Annotated in this window: 10 protein-coding genes; 9 read left to right on the forward strand and 1 reads right to left on the reverse strand. The window is 66.2% G+C overall.

The window, feature by feature from the left end; all coding sequences use genetic code 11:
- Positions 1–20 precede the first annotated feature (20 nt).
- The 9 genes from uvrA (at position 21) to WFH23_RS07070 (ending at position 10279) form a co-directional block, all read left to right on the forward strand.
- Positions 21–2927, forward strand: coding sequence for an excinuclease ABC subunit UvrA (uvrA, locus tag WFH23_RS07030; RefSeq protein ID WP_336662044.1), 2907 nt, complete (start codon positions 21–23; stop codon positions 2925–2927).
- The gene (gene uvrC / locus WFH23_RS07035; protein ID WP_336662045.1) at positions 2924–4852 is read left to right on the forward strand and encodes an excinuclease ABC subunit UvrC; all 1929 of its coding nucleotides are present in this window, start codon (positions 2924–2926) and stop codon (positions 4850–4852) included. The genes uvrA and uvrC overlap by 4 nt, the downstream gene beginning before the upstream one ends.
- Positions 4849–5727, forward strand: coding sequence for an RNase adapter RapZ (gene rapZ, locus WFH23_RS07040; RefSeq protein ID WP_090148950.1), 879 nt, complete (start codon positions 4849–4851; stop codon positions 5725–5727). Before uvrC ends, rapZ begins: the two co-directional genes overlap by 4 nt.
- A 57-nt stretch (positions 5728–5784) precedes the next feature.
- On the forward strand, positions 5785–6765 hold the full coding sequence (whiA, locus tag WFH23_RS07045) for a DNA-binding protein WhiA (protein WP_090148955.1): 981 nt from the start codon (positions 5785–5787) through the stop codon (positions 6763–6765).
- 115 nt (positions 6766–6880) lie between these two features.
- Positions 6881–7498, forward strand: a complete 618-nt coding sequence (locus WFH23_RS07050; RefSeq protein WP_090148957.1) for a superoxide dismutase — start codon at positions 6881–6883, stop codon at positions 7496–7498.
- A gap of 29 nt (positions 7499–7527) precedes the next feature.
- On the forward strand, positions 7528–8730 hold the full coding sequence (locus WFH23_RS07055; protein ID WP_442918710.1) for a phosphoglycerate kinase: 1203 nt from the start codon (positions 7528–7530) through the stop codon (positions 8728–8730).
- On the forward strand, positions 8727–9563 hold the full coding sequence (gene tpiA, locus WFH23_RS07060; protein WP_336662046.1) for a triose-phosphate isomerase: 837 nt from the start codon (positions 8727–8729) through the stop codon (positions 9561–9563). The genes WFH23_RS07055 and tpiA overlap by 4 nt, the downstream gene beginning before the upstream one ends.
- 62 nt (positions 9564–9625) lie before the next feature.
- On the forward strand, positions 9626–9874 hold the full coding sequence (secG, locus tag WFH23_RS07065; protein ID WP_090149806.1) for a preprotein translocase subunit SecG: 249 nt from the start codon (positions 9626–9628) through the stop codon (positions 9872–9874).
- Positions 9875–9913: 39 nt separating this feature from the next.
- Positions 9914–10279, forward strand: coding sequence for an RNA polymerase-binding protein RbpA (locus WFH23_RS07070; RefSeq protein ID WP_090148964.1), 366 nt, complete (start codon positions 9914–9916; stop codon positions 10277–10279).
- 69 nt (positions 10280–10348) lie between these two features.
- Here the strand turns inward: WFH23_RS07070 and WFH23_RS07075 are convergent, their stop codons facing one another.
- Positions 10349–11977, reverse strand: coding sequence for a glucose-6-phosphate isomerase (locus tag WFH23_RS07075; RefSeq protein ID WP_336662047.1), 1629 nt, complete (start codon positions 11975–11977; stop codon positions 10349–10351).
- Positions 11978–11979 lie beyond the last annotated feature (2 nt).

Consider the following 11979-nt stretch of genomic DNA (forward strand, 5'->3'; position numbering starts at 1 on the left):
GGAGCGGATAGAATGAGTCGGTGACTTCGAAGCACTCAACTCCGATCCGATCCTCCGCAGCCCACGCGCAGATCAGCGTGCAGGGCGCCCGTGTGCATAACCTGCAGAACGTCGATCTTGCCATCCCGCGGGACTCGATGGTGGTCTTCACGGGGTTGTCGGGGAGCGGGAAGTCGAGTCTCGCCTTCGACACGATCTTCGCGGAGGGCCAGCGGAGATACGTGGAATCGCTGAGCGCTTACGCTCGGCAGTTCCTCGGGCAGGTCGACCGACCCGACGTCGATTTCATCGAGGGACTGAGCCCGGCGGTCTCCATCGATCAGAAGTCGACGAACCGCAATCCGCGATCCACGGTCGGCACGATCACCGAGATCTACGACTACATGCGGCTCCTCTGGGCTCGCATCGGCGTCCCGCACTGCGCCGTCTGCGGTGAGCGGATCGAGGCGCAGACGGTCCAGCAGATCGCAGATCGCCTCATGGGACTCGAGGAGCGGACGCGGTACCAGGTGCTCGCGCCGGTCGTCAGCAAGAAGAAGGGAGAGTTCGTCGATCTCTTCCAGGACCTCGCCGCGAGCGGATACTCCCGCGCGATCGTGGACGGCGACGTGATCCAGCTCTCCGACCCGCCGAAGCTCAAGAAGCAGGTCAAGCACGACATCTCGGTCGTGATCGATCGCCTCGTGGCAGGTCCCGATATTCTCGGCCGTCTCACCGACTCGCTCGAGACCGCTCTGCGCCTCGCCGGAGGCATCCTCGCCGTCGACTTCGTCGACCGTGAGGCGAAGGCTGACGATCGCGTGCAGCAGTTCTCGGAGCAGCTCTCATGCCCGAACCAGCACCCGGTGCAGCTCACCGAGATCGAGCCGCGAACGTTCTCATTCAACGCGCCGTTCGGTGCATGCCCGGTCTGCTCGGGGCTGGGCACGAGCATGTCCGTGGACGAGGATCTCGTGCTCGGCGATCCGCAACTCTCCATCTCAGAGGGCGTCATCGTGCCCTGGACGAGCCAGGGGAAGAGCCTCTACCAGTATTACGAGAAGCTCCTGATCGGCCTCTCCGACGATCTGAAGTTCTCGTTGCAGACGCCATGGTCGGGCCTGAGCGAGGACGTGCAGCAGGCGGTCCTGTACGGCAACGACTTCAAGGTGAACGTGCGGTGGCGCAATCGCTTCGGCCGGGAGGTGAAGTACTCCTCGGGATTCGAGGGTGTCATCCCGTTCATCGAACGCCAGTACGCGGAAGCTGAATCCGACGCCAAGCGCGATCGCTGGGCGGAGTTCCTCCGTGAGGTTCCGTGTCATGCGTGCCAGGGGCAGCGGCTCAAGCCCGAGGTGCTCGCGGTGACGGTCAATGATCGGTCGATCGCTTCGGTCGGCGAGCTCAGCCTGCTCAATGCGAAGACCTTCTTCGACGATGTCGTGCTCACCGAGCGAGAGGCGAAGATCGCGGCGCAGGTGCTCCGCGAGATCCGGCTCCGGTTCGACTTCCTGATCGAGGTCGGCCTCGGCTACCTCACGCTGGCGCGTGCGGCCGGGACGCTGTCCGGCGGCGAGGCGCAGCGCATCCGCCTGGCCACGCAGATCGGGTCAGGACTCACCGGCGTGCTCTACGTGCTCGACGAGCCGAGCATCGGACTGCACCAGCGCGACAATCGGCGCCTGATCGAGACGCTGATGAAGTTGCGCGATCTCGGGAATACGCTCATCGTCGTCGAGCACGACGAGGAGACCATCGAAGCGGCCGACTGGATCGTCGACATCGGCCCAGGGGCGGGCGTCGAGGGCGGGACCGTGGTGCACTCGGGGCACTACGATGAACTGCTGAACAACCGCGACTCCATGACGGGGGACTACCTCGCCGGGCGGCGGAGCATCGAAACCCCGAAGCGTCGTCGCAAGCGAGACCGCAAGCGAGAGCTCAAGGTCGTGGGCGCTCGCTCGAACAACCTCCGGAACGTCGATGCCACGTTCCCCCTGGGCGTCATGACCGCCGTGACCGGGGTCTCCGGATCGGGCAAATCGACGCTCGTCAACGACATCCTCTACCGGGTGCTCGCGAACCAGCTGAACGGTGCGCGACTCGTCCCAGGGAAGCACACGCGCGTCACCGGGCTCGAGCACCTCGACAAGGTCGTCCATGTCGATCAAGCGCCCATCGGTCGCACACCGCGATCGAATCCCGCGACGTACACGGGGGTCTTCGACAAGATCCGCAACCTCTTCGCCGAGACCCAGGAGGCGAAGACGCGAGGCTACCTTCCCGGAAGGTTCAGCTTCAACGTGAAGGGCGGCCGGTGCGAGGCGTGCTCCGGCGACGGCACGCTCAAGATCGAGATGAACTTCCTCCCCGACGTGTACGTGGCATGCGAGGTCTGCGGTGGGTCGCGCTACAACCGCGAGACCCTGCAGGTGCGCTACAAGGGCAAGAACATCTCCGAGGTGCTCGAGATGCCGATCGCCGAGGCTGAGCAGTTCTTCGAGCCGATCTCCTCGATTCATCGCTATATGAAGACGCTTGTCGATGTCGGACTGGGCTACGTGCGGCTCGGTCAGAGCGCGACAACACTCTCGGGCGGTGAAGCCCAGCGCGTGAAGCTCGCCACCGAGTTGCAGAAGCGATCGAACGGCCGCAGCATCTACGTGCTCGACGAGCCGACGACGGGTCTCCACTTCGAAGACGTGCGCAAGCTCCTGCTCGTGCTCAACGGTCTCGTCGACAAGGGCAATACGGTGATCACGATCGAGCACAACCTCGACGTCATCAGAAGCGCCGACTGGGTCATCGATCTCGGTCCGGAGGGCGGATCGGGTGGCGGCATGATCATCGCCGAGGGCACACCCGAGCAACTGGTGAACGCATCCGAGAGCCACACCGGTCAGTTCCTGAACGAGGTGCTGAACGGTCGGGCGAAAGCCTCCGCTTGAACGGCACCGATAACCGCGCGTCGTTCCGACCCGCCCAGGGGGAGATCCCGACGTCGCCCGGCGTGTACCGGTTCAGCGACCGGCATGGGCGAGTGCTCTACATCGGCAAGGCGAAGAACCTGCGAGCCCGCCTCGCGAACTACTTCCAGCCGCTGCACTCGCTCATGCCGCGCACGCGCACGATGCTCTCCATCGCCGCCAAGGTGGATTGGACAGTCGTCGCAACCGACACCGAGTCGCTCATCCTCGAGCACACGTGGATCACCGAGTACAAACCGCCGTTCAACGTCCAATTCAAGGACGACAAGACCTATCCGTACCTCGCGGTGACGTTGCGCGAGGAAGCGCCGCGCCTCGTCATCACCCGGAACGAACGCATCCGCGGAGCGCGCTACTTCGGCCCCTACCCGAAGGTGTGGGCGCTGCGCGAGACCACCGCGTTGCTGCAGCAGGCGTTTCCGATCCGCACCTGCAACGACGCCGATTACCAGCGCGCGATGAGCTCCGGCAAGCCCTGCCTCGCCGGGCAGATCGGGCGCTGCAGCGGCCCCTGCTCGCAGAAGCTCACCGTGGAGGAGCACCGCGCACGAGTGGGCGAACTGGTCGCCTTCCTCGGAGGCAGCGACACGAGCCATCTGAAGGCTCTGCAGCGCGCCATGCGCGAGGCCGCGAGCGAGCAGCGATACGAGGAGGCCGCCCGTCTCCGCGACCAGGCGCAAGCTGTGGAGCACGTCATGGAGAAGAACGCCGTGGTGCTCGGGCTCGACGTGAATCTCGACGTGTTCGGGCTCCGATCGGACGAACTCGCCGCCGCTGCGCATCAGTTCATCATCCGCGGCGGGCGCATCCGCGGCGAACGCAGCTGGATCGTCGACGTCGAACTCGACGATTCGCCCGAGACGCTGCTCGAGCAGGTACTGCAATCCGCGTACGAGGGCGATCGCGAGCCGCCGCCGCAGATCCTCGTTCCCCAGCTCCCGGCGAACTCGGCAGCGCTCGAGGAGGCGCTCGGCGCACGTCGACCTCGTCGCGGGCGCGTCACCGTGCGCGTGCCGGAGCGCGGCGACAAGGTGCAACTGATGGATCGGGCGATGCGCAATGCCGGTGAGCACCTGATCCGGCACAAACTCAAACGAGCTGCAGACCTCACCGCACGCACCGATGCGCTCGCCGAGCTGCAGCGCGCCCTCGACATGGACGAAGCGCCGCTGCGCATCGAGTGCATCGACGTGTCGCATCTTCAGGGCACGGGCGTCGTCGCGTCACTGGTCGTTTTCGAGGACGGGCTGCCTGCGAAGGGCGCCTATCGCAAGTACCGCATCGAGCAAACGACGGACGACACGGATTCCATCTACCAGGTCGTTTCGCGCCGTGCCGCACAACTGAACGCCGCTCGGGAAGCGGGGGAGCAGCCGAGCGGCATCTACCGCGATCGACCGCAGCTGCTGATCGTCGACGGCGGTGAGCCGCAGGTGAAGGCCGCAGCTCGGGCGCTCGCAGAGGCGGGAATCACCGATATCGCCCTGTGCGGGATCGCGAAGCGACTCGAGGAGATCTGGCTGCCAGGCGACCCATTCCCGGTCATCCTGCCGCGCACCAGCGAGGCGCTCTTCCTGGTGCAGCGCGTCCGTGACGAAGCGCACCGGTTCGCGATCACATTCCAGCGTCAGCGTCGCAGTACTTCGATCTCGAGCCGACTCTCAGAAATCCCCGGGCTCGGGCCCAAGCGCGTTCAGGCCCTGCTCAAGTACGTCGGTTCGGTGACACGGCTCCGTGCGGCGTCACTCGCCGAGCTCGCCGCCGCGCCAGGCGTCGGACCGAAACTGGGAGAGCAGATCCTGGCCCATCTGCAATCGGACGCAGGGGCGGGCGCTAAGCTAGAAGCTCACGTGGACGCGAAGCAGGGAGAGGAACTCGGCGCATGAACGACGCGGCATCCCAGCAGGAGATCCTCATCGTCACCGGCATGTCCGGAGCCGGCCGTAGCACGGTCGCCAACACGCTGGAAGACCTCGGTTGGTACGTCGTCGACAATCTCCCGCTCCCGATGTTGAAGACGCTCGCCGACATGGCCGACCGTTCGGGCGGCGCTCTGCCGCGCATCGTGGCGGTCGTGGACGTTCGCGGCCGCGACCTGTTCGCCGACATTCAGGCGACAGTCGACGAGCTGCGCGACAACGCGACGGTGCGCGTCGTCTTCCTCGACGCGACCGACGAGATTCTCGTGCGCCGGTACGAGTCGGTGCGTCGTCCGCACCCGCTGCAGGGCGAAGAGCGCAGTCTGCTCGAGGGCATCCGCCTCGAGCGCGAACGCCTGCAGGAGCTCCGCGCATCGTGCGATGTGGTCATCGACACCTCGCGCTACAACGTTCACGATCTCTCGACCGCAACGCGGGAGCTGTTCTCCGATGACAACACCCCCGGGCTGCAGCTCTCGGTGTCGAGTTTCGGGTTCAAGTACGGCGCGCCGACCGATGTCGACCTGATGGTCGACATGCGGTTTCTCCCGAATCCGTTCTGGGAGCCGGAGCTCCGGGCCCTCACCGGAGTCGATCCCGAGGTCAAAGAATACGTACTCGGCCGCGAGGGTGCCGCCGAGTTCCTCGATAATTATGTCGCTGCGCTCACTCCGGTCCTGGCCGGATTCCAGCGCGAGAACAAACGACATGCATCGCTCGCGGTAGGATGCACCGGCGGCAAGCACCGCTCGGTCGCCACCGCTCGAGAGCTCGCCGACCGACTTGCCGGGCTTCCCGGCGTCAGCGTGAGCCTGCGCCACCGCGACCTCGGTCGCGAGTAGTCGACGTTCCGCACGTCGACCGATTCATTGAAACACCCTCTCCGAAAGGACTCATTCGTGCTGTCTACCCCCGAGGTCAAGAGCGAACTCGTGCGATTCCCGGTGCAGAGCACCGGCGAACGCGTTGCCGAGGTCGCCACGATCCTCCGTCTTGCAGGCGGGCTGCACACCATTTCCGGCCGCATCGCTCTGGAGGCCGAGCTTCACACCCCCCAAATCGTGCAGCGCGTGCGCAAGGATCTCGCCGAATTGTACGGAATCCGCTCCGACGCCAAGCAGCTGCCCCCTTCGAGCACCCGACCCGGCGCGCCGCAGTTCCTCGTCCGCGTCCTCGACGGCGAGACACTCGCCCGACAGCTCGGACTGCTCGACCAGCGGCGCCGACAGATTCGCGGCCTGCCGAATCGACTGACCACAGGCGCGCAGGCCGAACTCGCAGCGATCTGGCGAGGCGCCTTCCTCGCCAGGGGCGGGCTGACCGCACCGGGTCGTTCCGCGAACCTCGAGATCGTGTGCCCGAGCAACGAGGTCGCCATGGCGCTCGTCGGAGCGGCGAGCCGCATCGGCGTCGACGCGAAGAGCCGTGAGATCCGCGGGCAGCACAAGGTGCTCATTCGCGACAGCGAAGCGATCAGCGAGATGCTGGGCTTGATCGGCGCCCAGGAGGCGCGGAAGAACTGGGACGAATTGCGTCGCGCCCGGGAGACTCGCGCAACCGCGAACCGCCTCGTGAACTTCGACGATGCGAACCTTCGCCGCTCCGCTCAGGCGTCGGTTGCTGCGTGCGCCCGAGTGGAGCGAGCCATGGAGCTGCTCGGAGACAGCATTCCCGAGCATCTGCGCTACGCCGGCGAACTGCGACTCACACATCGGGAGGCGAGCCTCGACGACCTCGGGGCACGGGCTGATCCGCCGCTCACGAAGGATGCCGTGGCCGGCCGCATCAGGCGGTTGCTCGCGATGGCCGACAAGGAAGCGGAAGTGCGCGGCGTGCCGGGCACGGAGGCGAGCCTGCCCGACGAACTCGACAGAATTTAGCGTCTGGCGAACAGCGGCGATCAGACGGTCGTCTCGGACTGCCTTTCCCACCACGGGGAGAGCTCCCGCCATAGACTGAATCCGACAACTGTTCACCGAGAGATTGGATCGCCACATGGCCGCCTACTCACTTCCCGAGCTTCCCTATGATTACGCCGCTCTCGAGCCGCACATCAGCGGCAAGATCATGCAGTTGCATCACGACAAGCACCACCAGGCCTACGTGACCGGCGCGAACACCGCTCTCGAGCAGCTGGCGGAGGCGCGCGAGTCGAACAACCTCGCGGCCGTCAACAAGCTGGAGAAGGACCTCGCGTTCAACCTCGGCGGCCACGTCAACCACACGATCTTCTGGAACAACCTCTCGCCGGAGGGTGGAGACCGCCCCGAAGGCGAACTCGCCGCTGCGATCGACGAGTACTTCGGCGGTTTCGAGAAGTTCCAGGCGCATTTCACCGCGACGGCTCTCGGCGTTCAGGGCTCGGGATGGGCAGTGCTCGCGTGGGACGTGCTCGGTCAGCGCCCGAACATCGTGCAGCTCTTCGACCAGCAGGGCAACCTCCCCGCAGGCACGATTCCGCTGCTGCAGCTCGATGTCTGGGAGCACGCCTACTACCTCGACTACCTCAACGTGCGCGCCGACTACGTCAAGGCGTTCTGGAACATCGCGAACTGGCAGGACGTGGCACGTCGCTTCGAAGCGGCGCGCACGCAGACTTCCGGCCTGATCTGAATTCCGCACCTCGAGGAGCCCACCTGTTCATGCGCACCATAGAATCACTCGGATCGCTGCGATCGAAGACGGTCGTCGTCCGATGCGATCTCAACGTTCCTCTGAGCGACGGCGTCATCTCGGATGACGGCCGTATCCGTGCTTCGCTCTCGACCATCCGCGAATTGCGCGATGCCGGGGCGAAGCTCGTGCTCATCAGCCATCTCGGTCGCCCGAAGGGCGAACCGGACGCTCGGTACTCGTTGCGTCCGGTCGCTGAACGCATGAGCGAACTGCTCGGGGCACCGGTGCGCTTCGTCGAGGAGACCATCGGAGACGCCGCCTCGGCTGCGGTCTCCGGTCTCTCCGACGGCGAGGTGGTGCTCCTCGAGAATCTGCGGTTCTCGGCCGCGGAGACAAGCGCCGATGCTGCCGAGCGACGTGCCTTCGCTGAGCGTTTGGCAGCCTTCGGTGACGCCTTCGTCTCGGACGGCTTCGGCGTCGTGCACCGGCAGCAGGCGAGCGTCTACGAACTCGCGCAGTTGCTGCCGAGCGCTGCCGGTCGTCTCGTCGCCGCAGAGTTGGACGTGCTGCAGCGCCTGACCGTGAACGCGGCTCGGCCGTACACCGTGGTGCTCGGCGGCTCGAAAGTCTCCGACAAGCTCGGTGTGATCTCCCATCTGCTCGAGCGGGTCGACACGCTGCTCATCGGCGGAGGGATGCTGTTCACATTCCTCGCCGCACAAGGTCACGCGGTCGCTGCGAGCCTCCTCGAAGCCGACCAGCTCGACACCGTGCGCGGGTACCTCTCGGAGGCTGAACGTCGCGGGGTGCGCATCGTACTCCCCACAGACATTGTCGTGGCCGAGAAGTTCGCCGCCGACGCCGCGCATGAGACGGTGCCGGCCGATGCGATCGAGGCCTCGAGCTTCGGAGCGAAGGGCCTCGGTCTCGACATCGGGCCGAAGTCAGCAGACGCCTTTGCCGCCGTCATCGCCGAATCGGCGACCGTCTTCTGGAACGGCCCGATGGGCGTGTTCGAACTCGACGCGTTCGCGTCGGGCACTCGGACCGTCGCACGCGCTTTGACGGAGACCGATGGCTTCACCGTCGTCGGGGGCGGTGACTCCGCTGCAGCGGTCCGCGCGCTGGGGTTCTCGGACGACCAGTTCGGCCACATCTCCACCGGCGGCGGTGCGAGTCTCGAATACTTGGAGGGCAAGTCACTGCCCGGCTTGGAGGTACTGGCATGACCGGAAACACCCAGGAAGGCGCGGATGCCAGGCAGCCGCTGCCGTTCACGGAGCGCACGCCGCTGATCGCGGGCAATTGGAAGATGAACCTCGACCATCTTCAGGCGATCGCACTCGTGCAGAAGCTCGCTTGGGGCCTGTCAGATGTGCGGCATGATTTCTCGGCCGCCGAAGTGGCCGTCTTCCCTCCGTTCACCGATCTCCGCTCGGTGCAGACCCTGCTCGCAGCCGACAAGCTCTCGCTCACCCTCGGAGCACAGGATGTCTCGCCGCACGAAGCCGGCGCGTACACCGGAGACATCTCCGCGGCGATGCTCGCGAAGCTCGACGTATCGTATGTACTCGTCGGGCACTCCGAGCGACGTCAGGGACACGGTGAGAGCGATGAGACCGTCGGGCTGAAGGCCCGGGCCGCTCATGCTTCGGGAATGGTGCCGATGATCTGCGTCGGTGAGACGGCTGCGGACTTGGAGGAGCACGGCGCTGCGGCGATCCCCGTCGCTCAGCTGACGACCGCTCTGGCGCAGCTCCCGGAGGATGCGGAGTTCGTCGTTGCCTACGAGCCCGTGTGGGCGATCGGCAGCGGGCAGGCGGCCACCCCGGAGCAGGCGGAAGACGTCGCTCGGGCGCTGCGCGAGCACCTGCGCAATCTGCGAGGCGATGACCGCGCCGCGCGCACGCGCATTCTCTACGGAGGATCAGTCGCCAGCCAGAACATCGCCGGATTCATGCGCCAGCCCAATGTCGACGGTGCTCTTGTCGGCGGAGCGAGCTTGAAGGTCGACGAGTTCACTCGGATCATTCAGTTCCAGAAGCATGTGACGGCCGGCTAAAAGGACTCCACGCTATACTGGACGTTGGCCTTACGCGCCCGCGACCTCGAAAGGTGCACTTCGTGCTCATTCTGAAGATCATCCTGCTCGTCATCCTCGTGATCACGAGCCTGCTGCTCACCCTGTTCATCCTGCTCCACAAGGGGCGCGGGGGAGGGCTCTCCGACATGTTCGGAGGCGGGGTGACGTCGAGCCTCGGCTCATCGGGAGTCGCGGAGCGCAACCTCAATCGCATCACCGTCGTCGTGTCCCTCATTTGGGGAGCTTCGATCATCGCGCTCGGGCTCATCGCGCGCTTCTCCGTCGTCTAGACGGCGCGCTCACCCGATCCAGCAGTAGAAAGGCAATTCGTGGCAGGCAGTAACGCCATCCGTGGCGCCCGCGTCGGTTCCGGCCCCATGGGGGAGAAGGATCACGGCTCACGCGCCGAACGCACGCAGATCTCATACTGGGATGCCCTCGGAAACGAAACGGTGCGCTATTTCGCATCCGACGTTCCCGATGAGGAGATTCCCGAGCAGATCGATTCTCCGACGACCGGCCTCCCCGCCGGGCGCGACAAGGAGAATCCTCCGCTGCTTCCGAAGAACGAACCGTTCAAGACGCACCTCGCGTACGTGAAGGAGCGTCGCACGCCCGAGGAGGCGGAAGAACTCCTCGAGGCTGCGCTGCAGAAGCTTCGCACTCGACGAGGCACCGCGCGCAAGTCGGCGTAGCCCCGCAGACGAAAACGGCCCCAGAGCACTGCGCTCTGGGGCCGTTTTCGTCGATCGGCGCTGTCGCACTCAGTCGAGCGATGACAACGCCTCGGTGAGTGCGCGGACCGTGGCTGCAGGGTCAGCGCACTCGATCGCGAACACCGGCCGATCGCGCTCGGCGAGAACTGAGCGATCGCCTCGGGCCTGCGCTGTGATCAGAGCGTCGAAGCCGCGATCCGAGCCTGGGATCGGCAGCGATTCCGGGTCCGTCTCCGTGAGCTGCAGGAAGACTGCCGCTGCAGGGCCGCCCTTGTGCAGCTGGCCGGTGGAGTGCAGATAGCTCGGGCCCCACCCGAGTGCGACCGGGCAGCCGGTCGCCTCCGCGAGCCGGTCGCGAAGCGTGCGCAACGGTTGCGACTCGTCGCCCTGCGGGTCGAGGTACGCCTGGAGCGAGAGATACCCCGCGTGCTGAGCCGCCTGGCGCACCTGCCCGATGAATCCCGTCACGTCGGACACGTCCACTCCGGACGGCGTCGAGAGTACCCGGGCGCCTCCGGAGCCGGCGAGTTCGGCTCCGTCGTCACCGCTCGGTGCAGCTGTGTCACTGTCGAGCGCTGACCGCGCAGCGACCTTCGCCGACTCGACATCGGGCTGGTTGAACGGGTCGATGCCCATGAGCCGGCCCAGCACTGCAGTTGCGACTTCCCAGGTGAGCACCTGAGCGCCCAGCGTGCCTGCGACGCCGATCGACGCGCGCTGGCCGGAGACCTCAGCTGCTTGGCCACCGTCGTCGGCAAGCCCGACCACGGTCGCGCTCGCGGGCACGGTCGCGAACTCCGGAGCACCCGCATCGAGTGCGACCGGCAAGACGCCCTGCCCCTCCTTGCCGGTCGATTCGGCGACGAGCTGCTCGATCCAGTGGCCGAGCCCCCAAGCGGCCGAACCGTCTTCCACGAGAGCCAGCACGAAGCGACGCGGCAGCCCGGCGTAGATCGCCGAAGCGAGGCGCAACGCGGGGTTCTCCGCGTGGTCTGAGGAGACGCGGGCGCGCACAGCCTCCGCATCCTGGAGGAGGCGCCCCAGGTCGGCTCCGGCGAGCCCGGCGGGCACCAGGCCGAATGCGGTCAGTGCTGAGAATCGGCCTCCCACATTCGGGTCGGCCGTGAACACGCGACGGCCGGCGGCACGGGACTCCTCGTCGAGCGGGGAGCCAGGGTCGGTCACGATGATGATGCGCTCAGACGGCTCGATCGCGGCCGCCCGGAACGCATCCTCGAACGCCGCGAGGTGGCTGCGGGTCTCGATCGTTCCACCCGACTTCGAGCTCACGACGACCGCGGTGCGGGCCAAATCTCCGGCGAGCGCGCGTCGCACCACATCGGGATGGGTGGAGTCGATCATGGTGAGATCGACTCCGGCCCAGCGAGTGATGACTGCAGGAGCCAGGCTCGATCCGCCCATGCCGCAGAGCACGATGCGATCGACTCCACCCGCGCGCAGGTCCGAGCGCAGCTGCTCGATCTCCGCGATCAGGCGCTCAGCGGTGGCGGCGACATCGGTCCAGCCAAGCCGAATCGCGGCTTCCGCCGCAGCCGCTTCACCCCAGAGGGTCGCGTCGTGGGCGAAGATACGTCCCGCGACACGATCCTCGACGAGCGTCGCGAGCGCTGCTTCCGCGTCCCGCAGACCGCCATCGACGGTGACCTCCAGGGCCATGC

This window comes from Leucobacter sp. USHLN154 (genome assembly GCF_037145595.1).
GTDB lineage: Bacteria > Actinomycetota > Actinomycetes > Actinomycetales > Microbacteriaceae > Leucobacter > Leucobacter alluvii.

Excerpts from the sequence above, each read along its gene's own strand:
- WFH23_RS07050 (WP_090148957.1), top strand. The coding sequence starts at position 6,881 with ATGGCCGCCTACTCACTTCCCGAGCTTCCCTATGATTACGCCGCTCTC.
- rapZ (WP_090148950.1), top strand. The coding sequence starts at position 4,849 with ATGAACGACGCGGCATCCCAGCAGGAGATCCTCATCGTCACCGGCATG.
- WFH23_RS07055 (WP_442918710.1), top strand. The coding sequence starts at position 7,528 with ATGCGCACCATAGAATCACTCGGATCGCTGCGATCGAAGACGGTCGTC.
- WFH23_RS07075 (WP_336662047.1), bottom strand. The coding sequence starts at position 11,977 with ATGGCCCTGGAGGTCACCGTCGATGGCGGTCTGCGGGACGCGGAAGCA.
- tpiA (WP_336662046.1), top strand. The coding sequence starts at position 8,727 with ATGACCGGAAACACCCAGGAAGGCGCGGATGCCAGGCAGCCGCTGCCG.